This is a genomic window from uncultured Phascolarctobacterium sp. (assembly GCF_905212365.1).
Taxonomy (GTDB): domain Bacteria; phylum Bacillota; class Negativicutes; order Acidaminococcales; family Acidaminococcaceae; genus Phascolarctobacterium_A.
This window is the reverse complement of record NZ_CAJMEH010000057.1, coordinates 1-14191: the sequence shown is the minus strand read 5'-3', so window position 1 is coordinate 14191 and position 14191 is coordinate 1. Positions and strand designations below refer to the sequence as shown.

13 protein-coding genes are annotated in these 14191 nt (G+C 51.4%); 12 read left to right on the top strand and 1 reads right to left on the bottom strand.

Translation table 11 applies throughout. The features are described 5' to 3' along the window. A partial coding sequence (locus QZ105_RS08585; protein WP_293729505.1) for a LysR family transcriptional regulator occupies window positions 1-685 on the bottom strand: 685 nt, incomplete at its 3' end. 146 nt (window positions 686-831) lie between these two features. On the opposite strand from QZ105_RS08585, the gene QZ105_RS08580 reads away from it, so the two are divergent. The 12 genes from QZ105_RS08580 (at window position 832) to lysS (ending at window position 13878) form a co-directional block, all read left to right on the top strand. After that, window positions 832-2244, top strand: a complete 1413-nt coding sequence (locus QZ105_RS08580) for an SLC13 family permease (protein ID WP_293729504.1) — start codon at window positions 832-834, stop codon at window positions 2242-2244. Window positions 2245-2385: 141 nt separating this feature from the next. Then, window positions 2386-3384: a biotin--[acetyl-CoA-carboxylase] ligase gene (locus tag QZ105_RS08575; protein ID WP_293729503.1), complete on the top strand. Its 999-nt coding sequence runs from the start codon at window positions 2386-2388 to the stop codon at window positions 3382-3384. A gap of 81 nt (window positions 3385-3465) precedes the next feature. Beyond that, entirely contained in the window at window positions 3466-4020 is a 555-nt protein-coding gene (locus tag QZ105_RS08570; RefSeq protein ID WP_293729502.1) for a TetR/AcrR family transcriptional regulator, read from the top strand. A 98-nt stretch (window positions 4021-4118) separates the two neighbouring features. Next, window positions 4119-4961, top strand: a complete 843-nt coding sequence (locus tag QZ105_RS08565) for an efflux RND transporter periplasmic adaptor subunit (protein WP_293729501.1) — start codon at window positions 4119-4121, stop codon at window positions 4959-4961. An 11-nt stretch (window positions 4962-4972) separates the two neighbouring features. Then, window positions 4973-6121 carry an ABC transporter permease gene (locus tag QZ105_RS08560; protein WP_293729500.1) on the top strand — a complete coding sequence of 383 codons (1149 nt, stop codon included), beginning with the start codon at window positions 4973-4975 and terminating at the stop codon, window positions 6119-6121. Beyond that, window positions 6118-7281: an ABC transporter permease gene (locus tag QZ105_RS08555; protein WP_293729499.1), complete on the top strand. Its 1164-nt coding sequence runs from the start codon at window positions 6118-6120 to the stop codon at window positions 7279-7281. The genes QZ105_RS08560 and QZ105_RS08555 overlap by 4 nt, the downstream gene beginning before the upstream one ends. 93 nt (window positions 7282-7374) lie before the next feature. Next, window positions 7375-8151 (top strand): type III pantothenate kinase, encoded by a 777-nt coding sequence (locus tag QZ105_RS08550; protein ID WP_293729498.1) that lies wholly within the window; start codon window positions 7375-7377, stop codon window positions 8149-8151. 85 nt (window positions 8152-8236) lie between these two features. Then, on the top strand, window positions 8237-9253 hold the full coding sequence (gene dusB / locus QZ105_RS08545; RefSeq protein WP_293729497.1) for a tRNA dihydrouridine synthase DusB: 1017 nt from the start codon (window positions 8237-8239) through the stop codon (window positions 9251-9253). Window positions 9254-9302: 49 nt separating this feature from the next. Then, window positions 9303-10229, top strand: coding sequence for a quinate 5-dehydrogenase (locus tag QZ105_RS08540; RefSeq protein ID WP_293729496.1), 927 nt, complete (start codon window positions 9303-9305; stop codon window positions 10227-10229). An 8-nt stretch (window positions 10230-10237) separates the two neighbouring features. Next, on the top strand, window positions 10238-11323 hold the full coding sequence (locus tag QZ105_RS08535; RefSeq protein ID WP_293729495.1) for an NAD(P)H-binding protein: 1086 nt from the start codon (window positions 10238-10240) through the stop codon (window positions 11321-11323). Between the two features lie 82 nt (window positions 11324-11405). After that, window positions 11406-11882: a transcription elongation factor GreA gene (gene greA / locus QZ105_RS08530; RefSeq protein WP_293729494.1), complete on the top strand. Its 477-nt coding sequence runs from the start codon at window positions 11406-11408 to the stop codon at window positions 11880-11882. Window positions 11883-11907: 25 nt separating this feature from the next. Further along, a complete protein-coding gene (gene lysS, locus QZ105_RS08525) occupies window positions 11908-13878 on the top strand; it encodes a lysine--tRNA ligase (protein WP_366936027.1) in 1971 nt (656 codons plus the stop codon). The last annotated feature ends 313 nt before the right edge of the window (window positions 13879-14191 follow it).

Here is a 14191-nt window from a genome sequence, read left to right as displayed (position 1 = left end):
CGCTGCTGGCGGCGGTGGCGATAAAAATTACATTGGGCTGCACGCCGTATTCCTGACAAACGCTGCGCAGCAGGCCGTAGCTGCCGTAGTTACAGCAGAGGGGCAGCCCGGCGAGCTGCGCGGGGGTCAGGCTTTGGCCTGCTTCCCAGGGCATGGTCTTGTCCTTTTGGTAATATACGTAGAAATATTCCCGTCCTACTTTTATAGAAGCAAGGTCTTCGTACTGGCCCAACGGCGCGTTGGCAAAGGCGAAATCGATAAGGCCCTTGTTCAGCAGCTCCTGTTGCTCCGCTACGGCAGCATTGTGAAACTGGTAGCTTATCTGCGGCTGGCTTTGGGCAAAGGGGATGAGGTACGCCTGCAAAAAATATTCGCTGCGCACATGGGACACGCCGACGCGCAGCGTCCCCATAGCCTTTTGGCTGAAGGCCTGCATGGTCAGGCTGATGCTGTCTTCGGTGCTGCACATCAGCTTGGCCTGCTGCAAAAAGGCTTCGCCTGCTTCCGTCAGCTCGATGTGCCGTTTGCCGCGGTTGGTTTTAAACAGCTGCACGCCGTAATATTTTTCCAGAGTTTTTATTTGGGCGCTCAGCGCCGGCTGCACCAGCGACAGCTGCTTGGCGGCGGCGCTGATATTGCCTGCTTCGGCGACGGCGATAAAATTGCGGTAAAAATCAAAGTCCATATGCTGCTCTCCAAAACATCACAAAAGATGATTATTATAATCAAATTAAAGTATTTTACTTAATTTTACCGCAGAATTATAATTAAGTAAATTATTAAATCAAAAAGCGCGCAGGCGGCGCGTTTTGGCGGAGAGGATGCTGCAATATGAAAAGACGACGTTCTTTAAACGTAATTTCCGGGCCGCTGCTTTTTGCGGCTGTTTTTGTTATTTTGGATATTTTTATTCCCGCTAAGCAGGCGGCGGCTATCGCTTCCATCTTTTGGATGGGCCTGTGGTGGGTGCTGCGCCCGGTTAATATCGCCGTAACGGCGCTTTTGCCGATTCCGCTGAACGCTTTCTTCGGCATGGTGCCGATGGACGGCATTATCAGCAAATATTTTTCAGAAATCGTGGTGCTGCTCGTGGGCAGCGATTTGATTAGTCTGGTGTGGGAAAAGACTAGGCTGGATAAACGCTTGGCGATTAAAAGCCTGTGCGGTATCGGTACCTCTGTGCGCGAGCAAATAGCGGTTTGGCTCGTGGCTTCGACAGTGCTGTCCATCTTTTTGCCCAACGTGGTGGTGGTGATGATTCTGCTGCCTGTGGCCGTCAGCATGCTGAAATTTTTGGGACAGGAGCAGATTACGCATAACCCTGTGGCAACGCCGATTTTGCTGGCCATCGTGTGGGGCGCGGGCTTCGGCGGCTTTGGCTCGCCGCTGGGCAGCAGCTCTAATCTGGTGGCTATCAGCTATTTGGAAAAGCTGACGGGACGCGAGTTTATGTATGTGGATTGGATTATGCGCTTTCTGCCTTTACTGCTTGTTATTATGCTGTTTATTCTGGCCTTTTTGCTGCGGCTGCCCGTGCCGGTAGCGCGGCTGGAGGGCGGCAAGGAATATTTCCGCAGCGTGTACGCCGCCCTGGGGCCGATGAAGCGGGGCGAAAAGCTGGGGCTGTGGCTGTTTATTCTGGCGACGGCGCTGGCCTTTGTACGTCCGCTGTATGTGGAATATCTGCCGCTAATGAAGCCTGCCTACGTGTTTTTTACCTTCGGTATGCTGACCTTTGTGCTGCGCAATGAAACGGGACAGCTGCTGTTGAGCTGGAAGGAAGCGGAAAAGGGCGTGATGTGGGGCATGATCTTTTTGTTTTCCGGCGGCTTGGCTTTGGGCAAGCTGATTACGGATACGGGAGCGGCGGCGCAGATTGCGAAGGTTATCACCTTGCTGCCGCTGAGCGGCGGCTGGGAAACAATGTTCAGCCTGACGCTGTTTGCTACCTTCCTGACGGAAATCAGCAGCAATACAGCGGCAGCTTCTATTTCCATACCTGTGGTGCAAAGCATTACCCGGCAGCTGGGGCTGAACCCCATTCCCTATATTTTAACGTCCATCGTAGCTGTAAACTGCGCTTTTATTTTGCCGGTCAGCACGCGGGCCGTGGGCGTTACCTACGGCCTCAGCCCCGACGATTTGATGCGGCAGGGCGTGCGCTTGTCGGCGTTCTGCCTTTTGCTGGTAAGCTTGTTGGGCTATGTGTGTATGCAATTCTGGCCGCTATTTTGGCATTTGTAAAAATCATGTATAAGCGCTCTGCCTCTATTAAAGGGGGCGGGGCGCTATTGTTTACGCGGGGCTTGACTTTTGGTTAACCTGGTGATACTCTTTGTGTAAGATAATTTGTTGTTGACAAGATGTAATGGAGGTTGTGCCCGTATGCGTAAACGAATTTTAGAGCTTTTAAGAAAAAGCGGCGCCGAGCCTTTGTCCGGCGAGGAAATTTCCCGCCAGCTGGACGTTTCCCGCACGGCGATTTGGAAGCATATTCAAACCTTGAAGAACGAAGGCTACGATATAGAGTCCGTGCCCAAGAAGGGCTATATTTTAAAGGAAGCGCCAAACCGGCTCTTTCCGCAGGAAATTTTGTCCTGCCTGAAAACGAAATGGCTGGGACGCAATATTTGCTACCGCGACAGCGTAGATTCCAGCAATAATCTGGCGAAGGCGCTGGCCAACGAGGGCTGTGAAAACGGCCTGCTGGTAGTGGCCGAGGAGCAGGGCGCAGGCAAGGGCCGTTTGTCGCGCGGCTGGATTTCGCCTTACGCTAAGGGCATTTGGTTTTCGGTAGTTTTAAAGCCGCCCTTTCTGCCGCAGGAGGCGTCCAAGTGTACGCTGCTGGCGGCGGTGGCCGTGGTTAAGGCTATCAATAAAATTGCCGGTGTGCAGGCCGCTATTAAATGGCCCAACGATATTCTGCTGCTGGGGCGCAAGCTGGTGGGCATCCTGACGGAAATGAACGCCGAGTTCGGCCATATCAATTACGTGGTTATCGGCACGGGCATCAATACTAACGCTACGCCGGAGGATTATCCCGACGAAGTCAAGCATTTGGCAGTGTCCGTCGCTGACGCCGCTACGGAGCCCTTTACCCGCGTGCAGCTGCTATGCGATATTTTGCTGAATATGGAGGAGCTGTACGAAACTGCTGTCAGCGAGGGCTTTGCCCCGGTGCTGGCGGAATGGCGCAAGTATTCCTGCACCTTGGGGCAGGAGGTTAAGGTTATTGCGCCGGATATGACGTATTTTGGCAAGGCCGTGGACATCGACGACGAGGGCCTGCTGATTGTGCGCAAGGAGGACGGCGCATTGGAAAAGGTCGTAGCAGGCGACGTTTCCATTCGTCCGGCGGCCGCTAAGGACGGCGCGTATCAATAAGTGAGATATTTGTGAACGGATTGACAATGGGTTGTAAAAGTAGTATAAGTAAATTGTCAATCCGTTTGAAGGGATTTTGCCATGAGGGAATTTATCATCGCCGCAGCCATGGAAGAAATAAGAGAGCGCGGTCTGCGCTTTACTATGCAGGATTTGGCGACGCGGCTCAAGGTGAGCAAAAGGTCTTTATACGAAAATTTCACGTCGAAGGAAGAATTGATTGGCGCTCTGCTGGAAATTATTCTGGCGGATATGGAACGGCAGGAAGAACAGATTTGCGCGAGCGCAGCCAAGCCGACGGAAAAACTGCGGCTATTACTGACGGTTCATCCTTATGACGTAGAGATGTTCAATAAAAATATTTATGAAGATTTAAAGCGGATGTTTCCTGCGCAGTGGCAGGTAGTGGAAAAGGCCAGGCTAAAAAGGCAGGAGCGCTTGGAGCGTTTGATAGAAGAGGGCGTTGCGGCGGGCGAGCTAAGGCCGATACATATCGGGATTGTCAGCCAGCTGTTGCGCGGCGCGTTCGATAGCTTTACATCCTATAGTTTCCTCGACAAAAACGCGCTGACTTACAAGGAAGCCATGCGCGAGCTTGTGGATATTTTGCTGCAAGGGTTAGAGCGAAAAAGTTAAATAAAGTAAAAATGCACGCTGAGCGCTGCATTTTTATTTTAGCATATTGGTACTGATAAAAATATTATAGTACCGAAAGTTTTAAGGAGGACAAGATTATGAAGCTGAAAAGCTGGATTTTTGTAACAGGCCTGTTGGCGTTGACGGCGTTGGCGGGCGGCTGCGCTGAAAATCGCCGGGACGCAATCCTTTGGGGGCAGGCGGACGCTACCGAGGTGGATGTTAATACTAAGGTGCCGGGCAGGCTGGTAGAGCTGTATGTGCGCGAAGGTCAGCAGGTGCGCCGCGGCGACCGTTTGGCGCAGATAGACGCGCGGGAGCAGGACGCTCTCACAGCGGCCTCTAAGGCTAAAGTGGAAGCGGCTAAAGCGTCCGCGCTGCAGGCCAAGGCTAATCTGGAGCAGGCGGAACGGGATACGCGGCGGTATGAGCAGCTTTTTGCTCAGGGCGCGGTATCCAGCACAAGCTTTGAAAATTACCGCAGCAACCGCGACGTGCTGGCGGCCGTATATGAACAGAGCTTGTCCAATGTGCAGGCTAATGAAGAAGCGTTAAGGCAGGCGTCGCTGAATTTGAGTGAAACGGTTATTATCGCTCCTTTCGACGGGGTAATTACTACTAAATATGTCGACTGCGGCGCAATGATTTCCACAGGTATGCCGATTGTGGCGGTGCAGGACCCCAAAGATAATTGGGTGAACTTTAAAGTTAAAGAAACAGATTTAGGAAAATATCATCTTGGCGAGAGCGTGGAATTGACGGGGCGCAACGACGGGCTGCGCCTGCAAGGACGCATTGTCGATATTTCTAAAAAGCCTAATTTCGCTACTTATCGCGCTACCAGCGAACGCGGCGACGATGACGATATTATTACCTTTAACGTTAAGGTGCAGGTCAACGATGTTCGCGTGCGTCCCGGCATGCGTTTTCGCCTTTTATGAGGTAACGGCGCATGTGGAAAATATATTTTGGGGAGCTGCGGCGCGCGTTTATGCAGGAAATTTACCTCGCTGGCGGCTGGAATAAGAAACTGGTTTGGCTGCTGCTTTTGCTGCCCCTGACTTATACGGTGTTGTTCGGCTTTACCTATCAAGCCAATGTGCTGAACGATATACCTGCGGTGGTTTGCGATATGCAGCAGAGTAAAACGTCAAGGCAGCTGATAAATTATTACGATACGTCAGATAGGTTTATCGTGACAGAGCACGTGCAGACATTGGAGGAGCTGCAGGAAAGGCTGCACGAGGGAAAGGCCAAGGCAGGCATTTATATAGAACGGGATTTGGACAAACGGATTAAAAATGGGCTGCAGGCGGATGTAGCGATTATCATCGACGCTACTAACGTGGTTTATGGCAGCGCGGCCTTGGTCGCGGCCGAAGAAATCAATATGAACGTATTGGTGGGCGCAGGGCAGCGCATAAGCGAACGCTTGGGCTTTTATCCCGACCAGGCTATAGAAACGGTTTATCCGGCTGCGCTGCGGGCGCGCATTCTTAATAATTCCACAAATTCGTATACCAATTTTATGTTGTTGGGCCTGATGTGCAACGGCGTGCAAATATCGCTGTATTTATACACTGCTGACGCCTGGGCAAATATCAAACGGCGCAAATGGCGCTTTTATAGCGCGGCGCTTGCCGGTCAGTTAGCGGCGGTGGCGCTGGCTGCGTGGCTAAGCTTTGGGCTGTGTTTAGGCCTGGCGCATTTTGGCTTTGCCGTCCCTTTGCGCGGCGCGTGGCAGCATTTCGCACTGCTTGACGGAAGCTTCGTCCTGCTGTTTACCGCCGTCGGTATGCTGTTTTCCTTCCTTTTCGGCAAGGCCGTTATGGCGATACAGGAAACGCTGCTGTTTATCATGCCGGGTTTGTTATACAGCGGGTTAAGCTGGCCTAACGAATGGGTGGGCGGCTTGCCGCTATTTATACGGGCCTTCTTTCCAATCACCTATATAGCCCTGCCGCTGCGGGATTTATCCTTGCAGGGAACATCGGCGCTGCTGCCGGAAAATATAACGCTTATGCTGGCGGCGGCCGGCGCTGTCCTTTGCCTGGATATAACGCTGCTGCGCCGCAGGCTGCGGAAGGAGAAATGCGCATGAAATATTTTTGGGCAGTTGCCAAAAACGAGCTGTTGGATATTTTCTGGCGCGACCGGCGGCGGGCGGTTTTACTGTTACTCGCTTCGGTGGCTTATTTACTGCTTTTTTCCTGGCTGTACTTATTTGGCGTAGTACGGGAAATTCCGCTTTTAGTAGTGGACCAAAGCAATACGGCGTTGAGCAGGAGGTTGGCGCAGAACTTTGACGATAGCGACGGCTTTCGCGTCGTAGCATGGGCCGATAGCGACGAGGGGGTTGCCTATTGGCTGCGCAGTCAGGGCAGGCATAGCGCCGCTTTGGTGATTCCGCCGGATTTTGCTGAAAAAATTCAACGCGGACGGCAGAGCGAGGTGCTGCTGGCGGTGGACGGCAGCAATATTATTGTCACCAGCAACAGCAGTATAGCAGCTATTGATTTGATGCAGAAGTTTAACGCCGAATGCGCCGCCGAACTTTTGCAACGCGACGCCAGACAGCTGCGGCAGCAAAGTGCAAGGCGCGTAGAGCCGGTGGCGTTTACTTATCGTATTCTGGGAAATCCGCAATTGGACTATTTGCGTTTTTTCGTTTATGGATTGGCTTTAGTGGCTTTGCAGCAGGGCTTGTTGCTGGCTGTGGCGGCGGGCGTATTGTGGGAGGGCGGCGCTGCGGCTGGCGCTGTGCCACGTCCATGGACGGCGTGGCTGGCTAAGTCGGCGGTCTATGTGTTTTTGGGATTAGTGTCCTACGTTTTGTTTTTAGCTGCTGGGCAGCGGTTATTCGCATTGCCGGTAGCAGGCGCATGGTGGCAGCATTTACTCTTAGCGGGCGCGTTTTTGTTTTGCGTAACGCAAGTGGGCGGCATTGCAGCCTGTCTGGCGGGCGACGAGCTGTTGTTCAGCCGTTTGTCTATTTTCTATACGGTGCCTGCGTTCATGCTGTCCGGCTACACGTGGCCCTTGGAAGCGATGCCCTGGGGCGTACGCTGTCTGGCGTATCTTTCGCCGTTTACATATTTCGCGCAGGCGGCGCGCGGCTTATGCCTGAACGGGCATTACTACGCTTTATATAGCAATACTGCGGTTTTGCTGTGCGCAGGAACGCTCGCTTTGCCCATAGCAGTTTGGCTGTACGGCGGGCAAGTGCGGCAAAATATGTTTATAAAGAAAATATTGCGATAATCCTTGCAATATTCGTTCTTTGTGGTAAAATATATACGGCTTTCGGGCCGTATTCTGCAAGCGGAAAAGACAATTTCCGAGGAGGACGAAAGAATGTTACTTGTAATTGATGTAGGAAATACCAATGTTGTGGCCGGCGTTTTTGACGGCAAGGAGTTGAAGGTACACTGGCGTTTTTCTACTGACCGTTCCAAAACTGCTGATGAATTTGGTATTATGCTGCGCAGTATGTTCGATTACAGCGACGTTGCCATGGATAAGATCAGCTCGATCATTATCTCCAGCGTTGTGCCCCCGGTGCTGATTCCGCTGTGCCATATGTGCGAGCGTTATTTTTCCATTAAGCCCATGGTAGTTGGACCCGGAATTAAAAACGGTATTTTCATCCGTTATGATAATCCCAGAGAGGTTGGCGCTGACCGCATTGTTAACGCTGTGGCTGCTTTCAACAAATACAGTCATTTGAATAAGCCCATGATCATTCTTGATTTTGGCACGGCAAACACCTTCTGCGCTTTGCTGCCCAACGGCGAATATCTGGGCGGCGCTATCGCCCCCGGCATCGGCATTTCTACCGAAGCGCTGTTTCAGCGTGCCGCCAAGCTGCCGCGTATCGAGCTGATTAAGCCCAAGACGGTTATTTGCCGCAACACGGTAAATTCCATGCAGGCCGGCGCTATTTACGGCTTTGTGGGCCAGATGGAGGGCATTGTCAGCCATATGAAGAAGGAGCTGGGCGGCGAGGCTTTCGTTATCGCTACCGGCGGCTTTGCCAATACTATGGCGGCCGAATCCGACTGCATCGACGTGGTGGAGCCATTCTTGACGCTTGACGGACTGCGTATCCTTTACGAAAAGAACGCCAAATAAGACGCGGCGCATAGCTGCCGACATTTAGATTAACGCAATATTAAGCCCGCTGTTATGGCGGGCTTTTTTGAATACAGGAGATAGTATGAAGATAGGAAATATTAAACTGGATGCGCCTTTGGCGCTGGCTCCCATGGCCGGGATTACCGACCTACCCTTCCGGCTTATCTGCCGCCGTCTGGGCTGCGGCTTAACCGTGTCGGAGATGGTCAGCGCCAAGGGGCTGCTGTACAAAAATGTCAAGACAACCGAGATGCTGCGCATCGACGCGGGGGAACGGCCCACGGCTATTCAGCTTTTCGGCAGCGTGCCTCACGAGCTGGCTGCGGCAGCAAAAATAGTTGAGCAAAGCGGCGCCGACATTATCGATTTTAATATGGGATGCCCTGTGCCTAAGATAGTAAACAACGGCGAGGGCTCGGCGCTGATGAAAAATCCGCAGTTGGCCTACGAAATTTTAGCAGCTATGGTAGATGCCGTGCAGATACCCGTAACAGTAAAATTTCGCGCGGGCTGGGACGACGCTCGCCGCAATGCGGTGGAGATAGCGTTGGCGGCAGAGCGGGCCGGTGTGGCCGCCGTGGCCGTGCACGGGCGCACACGGCAGCAGTTTTATGAGGGCAAGGCCGATTGGAGCGTTATTGCCGACGTTAAGCGGGCCGTCAGGGTGCCGGTTTTTGGCAACGGCGATATTTTTACGGTGGAGGACGGGCTGCGCATGCTTAAAGAAACAGGCGTGGACGGCTTGATGATCGGGCGCGGCGCCGACGGTAATCCCTGGCTGTTCAGCCGTTTGAAAGCAGTGCTGGCAGGGGCTGCAGTGCCGCCTGCGCCGACGGTGGACGAGCGGCTGGATTTAGCGGCGGAGCATTTGCAGATGCTCATCGATTATAAGGGAGAATATATTTCCGTAAAGGAAATGCGCCGCCATATTTCCGCTTATCTCAAGGGTATGCCACATGCGGCCGAATTCAGAGGACGCTTTCATAAGACAGATACCCAGAAGCAGTTTATTGCTTTGCTTGAAGAATATCGTCAATGCGCATATCGTTATTATGAAACAGAAAAACATTTTGCATCTGGCATTGTAGAAAAATGCTAAATATGCTAAAATATAATGCTGTTAAAGATACGTACAGGGAGTTTGGGCTATGGAAGTAAGCAAGCAGGCTAAACGGGTCATCAGCATAAGCCTTGGTTCGTCCAGGCGCGACGCCAGCGCGGCGCTGGAATTAGGCGGGCAGCGGGTTCTGCTGGAACGCCGCGGCACCGACGGAGATTTAAGCAGGGCCAGGCAGCTGCTGGAGCAGTGGGACGGCAAGGCGGATGCCATTGGTTTGGGCGGCACCGACCTTTATGTTTTCGCTGGCAACAAACGCTATACCTTCCGCGAGTCAGCGCATTTGATTGCTAATGTGCGCCATACGCCGGTGCTGGACGGCAGCGGCTTAAAAAATTCCTTGGAGCGCAAGCTTATACGCAGCCTGGCTGCCGGAGATAAAGTTTCCATTAAGGGCAGCAAGGTGCTGCTGGTGTGCGCGGTGGACCGCTTCGGTATGGCGGAGGCCCTACTGGAGGCGGGGGCGCAGGTCACCTTTGGCGATTTGATTTTCGGCCTGAACGTCAATAAACCGCTGTATTCCTTAAAGACATTATCCTGGTGGGCGTCGCTGCTGGCGCCGGTAATAACGAAGCTGCCCGTCAGCTGGTTTTATCCCATGGGCCAGGAGCAGGAGGCACGGGAGCCGCGGCATACGGAATATTTTTTGGAAAACGATATTATCGCAGGCGATTTTCATTATATAAAGAAATTTATGCCGGACCGTCTGCCCGGTAAAACTATTATCACTAATACGGTTACTGCCGCTGACCGCAGTATGCTGGAACGGGCGGGGGTTAAAACCCTCATTACAACAACTCCCTGCATTGGAGGGCGCAGCTTTGGCACCAATGTGATGGAGGCAATGCTGGTGGCTTTGCATAATGGACGCGGGCCGCTGCCTGCCGAAGAATATTTAAAGCTCTTGGAGCATTATCATATAGAATCTTCTGTGGAGTGCTTTAGCACTAAGGAGTAATTTAGATCATGGAAAAGTTTGCATTTATACTTCATCCCCTGTCGTTGCAGGATATGGAGCATTTATCGCCGCTTATGAAGTACATACCTGACAGGATTATTGAAGCCTGCTTGAAAATGAAGAAGCCCTTTAAGGTTTCCCATATCACAGGCATTCAAAGTCCTTTTGCCGAGGCCGAGGGCTGGTTTGTAGGCTGTCCTCTTACGGCTAAGCAAATGATAGAGCTGCCTGAAGAATTTGTTATGGACCGCATCATTGAAGCTGGGCGCGTGGCGCAGGAGCTGGGCGCTAAAATAGTGGGGCTGGGCGCTTTTACCTCTATCGTTGGCGACGCAGGTATTACTGTTGCTAAGAATCTGGATATTGCGGTAACCTCCGGCAACAGCTATACGGTAGCAACTGCAATTCAGGGAACCAAGGACGCCGCTGAAATGATGGGCAAAAACCTCAAGGAGTGCCGTGCCGTGATAGTGGGCGCTACGGGCTCCATAGGCGCGGCTTCGGTGCGCCTGCTGGCGCGGGAGGTTAAGCATATTACTCTGGTGGCGCGGCATTTAGGGCCTTTAGAGGAACTGGCGCAGGAGCTTATCAAAAAGAATCACTGCGAGGTGGCTGTGAGCCAGGATATCCATACCGCTTTGAAAGAAGCCGACATTGTTATCACAGTTACCAGCGCTTTGGACTTTTTGATTGAACCGGGGGATTTAAAGCCCGGTGCAGTAGTCTGCGACGTAGCGCGCCCGCGCAACGTATCCCGCGAGGTATCCTTGCAGCGCAACGACGTTTTGGTTATCGAGGGCGGCGTTATCGACGTGCCCGGCAATGTCAACTTCCATTTTGATTTTGGCTTTCCGCCTCATACATCTTATGCTTGCATGTCCGAAACCATGATTCTGGCCTTGGATAAACGCTATGAAAACTTTTCCTTGGGCAGGAATCTGGACATTCAAAAAATCAACCTTATTTCGCAGCTGGCGGACAAGCATCATTTTAAGATGGCCGGGTTCCGCAATTTTGAACGAGCTGTGTCCTCGCAGCATATTGAAGAGGTGCGGCATAATGCGCAGCTGGCGCTGGCAGTTCATGGCTGTTGATGTTGACAAGTAAATTGTCTAAAGCTTATAATAAAATTTAAGAGTGATATAAATTTTATTTTGTGATAAAGGAGCAGGGAACATGGCTAATAAAGAAACTATTTTAACAGCTGAAGGTCTTAAAAAATTAGAAGATGAACTGGAAAATCTTCGCAGCGCCCGCCGTCAAGAGGTTGCCGAGCGCTTGAAGGTCGCTATTTCTTACGGCGATATCAGCGAAAACTCCGAATATGACGATGCTAAAAGCGAGCAGGCCTTTATCGAAGGCCGTATTCTGGAATTGGAGCAGATGATTAAAACTGCTACTATCATCGACGACGCGGCAGGCAGAAAAGAGGGCGTGGTATCCCTGGGCTCCACCGTCCTGCTGAAAGATACGGAAACCGGCGAGGTAGAAACCTATACCGTCGTAGGCACTACCGAGGCCGACCCCTTCAATAACCGTATTTCCAACGAATCCCCCGTAGGCGCAGCTATTCTGGGCAAGGAAGTGCATACCGTTGTTGTTGCCAATACTCCCGCAGGCGAGCTGTCTTATGAAATTTTGGAAGTAAAATAAGGAAACAAGGATAAGGAGAACTAGGATGGCTGAAAATAAGTGCAGACATAATTTGGAGGATAAAACCCCGATTACGGAAATAGATCTTAACGAGCAGGTGCAGAACCGTATCGAAAAGACGCATAAAATTGAAGAACACGGCTGGCTGCCCTTTGGCCGCCGCTTTTTGTGGACCCATCATGCGGCTGACGTTAACGAACAGTTCGACGACTTAGCTGAAAAGGAAACGGAAGTAAAAATGGCAGGACGTCTGATGGCTATTCGCGGCCACGGCAAAACCTGCTTTATGGATATGCAGGACAGAACCGGACGCTTGCAGGTTTATGTGCGCAAGGACGTAATCGGCGAGGAGAATTACGCGCTGATTAAATTATTGGACTTGGGCGATACAGTAGGCGTTACCGGTACTATTTTCCGCACCCATATGGGCGAGATTTCCATTAAGGCTACTGCAGTGGAGATGCTGTCTAAAGCTTTGCGTCCGTTGCCGGAAAAATGGCATGGTCTGAAGGACGTGGAGCTGCGTTACCGTCAGCGCTATGTGGATTTGATTGTCAATCCCGAAGTGCGCGATACCTTCGTAAAACGCAGCCAGATTATCAAAAGCGTGCGCGAAGTGCTGGACAGCCATAATTTCCTGGAGGTAGAAACGCCGATTTTAAATACTATTGCCGGCGGCGCTGCAGCGCGCCCGTTTGTCAGCTACCATAACGCGCTGAATATGCAGGTTTATATGCGTATTGCGCCGGAGCTGTACCTCAAGCGTTTGATTGTAGGCGGTATGGATCGCGTCTATGAATTAGGCCGCGTATTCCGCAATGAAGGTATCGACAACAGGCATAACCCGGAATTTACTAGCGTGGAAATTTATCAGGCCTTTGCCGATTACCGCGATATGATGGACCTGACCGAAGAGGTTGTAGTCAAGACTGCGGAAAAGGTTTTGGGAATCACGAAAATTACCTATGAAGGTACAGAAATTGAGCTGGCTTCTCCTTGGAAGCGCATGAGTATGATTGAAGCCGTAAAAGAATATGCAGGTAAGGATTTTACCAATGTTACCGATCTGGAGGAGGCGCGGGCTATCGCTAAGGAGCTGAACGTAGCGATTGAGCCCAGCTTTGGCATTGGTAAGATTATCAACGCCTGCTTTGAAGAGTATGTTGAAGATAAGCTGATTCAGCCGACCTTTATTACCGGGCATCCCAAGGAGATTTCTCCTTTGGCTAAGAGCAACCCGGATAATCCTGAAATTACCGACCGCTTTGAGGCTTATATTTACGGCCGCGAGATTTGCAACGGCTTCACCGAGCTTAACGACCCCATCGATCAGAAGGAGCGTTTCCTGAAGCAGGTTGAAGAACGCGCTAACGGCGACGAAGAAGCCAATATGATGGATGAGGATTTTGTCAACGCTCTGGAATATGGCTTGCCTCCCACGGGCGGCTTAGGTATTGGCATTGACCGTTTAGTAATGTTCCTGACCAACAGCTCTTCTATTCGCGACGTATTATTCTTCCCGACCATGAAACCGTTGGGCGGTAATGATGCGGTAGAAAAGGACGTTAAGCAGGTGGAAACGGCGGCAGCAGAGCCGGAAGCCAAGACCGAGAAGGTTATCGATTTCTCCAAAGTGGAGATTGAGCCTTTGTTTAAGGATTTCGTGGATTTTGAAACCTTCAGCAAGTCCGATTTCCGCGCTGTTAAGGTGAAAGAGTGCAAGGCTGTGCCTAAGAGCAAAAAGCTGCTGCAATTTACTTTGGATGACGGTACCGGCGCAGACCGCACTATTTTAAGCGGCATTCACGCTTATTATGAGCCGGAGCAGCTGGTAGGCAAGACTTTAATTGCTATCGTTAATCTGCCTCCGCGCGCTATGATGGGCGTGGAGTCCTGCGGTATGCTTTTAAGCGCTATCCACAGCGAAGCAGGAGAGGAAAAGCTGCATCTGCTGATGGTAGACCCGCACATTCCGGCAGGCGCTAAGCTGTATTGATTTAAGTTGTTTTGTGAGAAGCTCTGGAGAAATCCAGGGCTTCTTTGCTGTTTTAGGGCAAGCGTCTTGCTTTTAGCTGTAATTTCTTTGACGCTGCAAAGTAAGCAGATAAAAGGCTTTCTTTGCCAACGCAGCCTTGCGTATCAGAAAAAATGTGCAAAAAGTTACAGAAAAAGTTAAAAAAGGGTGTTGACAATCTGAAAGCAGAGTGGTATTATATACAAGTCGACGCGATACGGCACTGAATTAAAGCCAACGTCGCTAGACAGGTAAGTTCCTTGAAAACTGAACATAAACCTAAAAAAGCGAATGT

Excerpts from the sequence above, each read along its gene's own strand:
- QZ105_RS08580 (WP_293729504.1), top strand. The coding sequence starts at position 832 with ATGAAAAGACGACGTTCTTTAAACGTAATTTCCGGGCCGCTGCTTTTT.
- QZ105_RS08575 (WP_293729503.1), top strand. The coding sequence starts at position 2,386 with ATGCGTAAACGAATTTTAGAGCTTTTAAGAAAAAGCGGCGCCGAGCCT.
- QZ105_RS08570 (WP_293729502.1), top strand. The coding sequence starts at position 3,466 with ATGAGGGAATTTATCATCGCCGCAGCCATGGAAGAAATAAGAGAGCGC.
- QZ105_RS08565 (WP_293729501.1), top strand. The coding sequence starts at position 4,119 with ATGAAGCTGAAAAGCTGGATTTTTGTAACAGGCCTGTTGGCGTTGACG.
- QZ105_RS08560 (WP_293729500.1), top strand. The coding sequence starts at position 4,973 with ATGTGGAAAATATATTTTGGGGAGCTGCGGCGCGCGTTTATGCAGGAA.
- QZ105_RS08555 (WP_293729499.1), top strand. The coding sequence starts at position 6,118 with ATGAAATATTTTTGGGCAGTTGCCAAAAACGAGCTGTTGGATATTTTC.
- QZ105_RS08550 (WP_293729498.1), top strand. The coding sequence starts at position 7,375 with ATGTTACTTGTAATTGATGTAGGAAATACCAATGTTGTGGCCGGCGTT.
- dusB (WP_293729497.1), top strand. The coding sequence starts at position 8,237 with ATGAAGATAGGAAATATTAAACTGGATGCGCCTTTGGCGCTGGCTCCC.
- QZ105_RS08540 (WP_293729496.1), top strand. The coding sequence starts at position 9,303 with ATGGAAGTAAGCAAGCAGGCTAAACGGGTCATCAGCATAAGCCTTGGT.
- QZ105_RS08535 (WP_293729495.1), top strand. The coding sequence starts at position 10,238 with ATGGAAAAGTTTGCATTTATACTTCATCCCCTGTCGTTGCAGGATATG.
- greA (WP_293729494.1), top strand. The coding sequence starts at position 11,406 with ATGGCTAATAAAGAAACTATTTTAACAGCTGAAGGTCTTAAAAAATTA.
- lysS (WP_366936027.1), top strand. The coding sequence starts at position 11,908 with ATGGCTGAAAATAAGTGCAGACATAATTTGGAGGATAAAACCCCGATT.